The 232-nt window shown below is 56.0% G+C and carries 1 pseudogene; it reads right to left on the bottom strand.

Annotated elements, in window-relative coordinates:
* Positions 1-232 (bottom strand): annotated as a pseudogene (locus KVT34_RS31355) (phenylacetate--CoA ligase family protein); the annotation flags it as partial.

Below are 232 nucleotides of genomic sequence, written 5' to 3'. Positions count from 1 at the left end.
GGGTTGAGAATTAGCCCCCCCCTTGCCGACAGGCAGTACCCAGCCGGCCTGCATATATTGGGATTCCCGGTGGAATGGAAGCCCGGACGAGCTCAATTCGTAGGGTAAAGCGTTTCCGACTACGGTATTTCGCGTGTTCAGCATAAGAGATGGGTAGCGGGGGGCCGTATCCAGCCGATGAAGATCATTCCAAGTATGTCCGATAAAGATCGGCTTGCCTCCGGTTGTGCCG

Origin of the sequence: Paenibacillus sp. GbtcB18, from assembly GCF_019091125.1 — a bacterium.
In the GTDB taxonomy this organism is placed as follows: Bacteria; Bacillota; Bacilli; order Paenibacillales; family NBRC-103111; genus Paenibacillus_F; species Paenibacillus_F chitinolyticus.
Note: the sequence above shows the minus strand (reverse complement) of the source record. Positions and strands in the feature narration are given on the sequence as shown.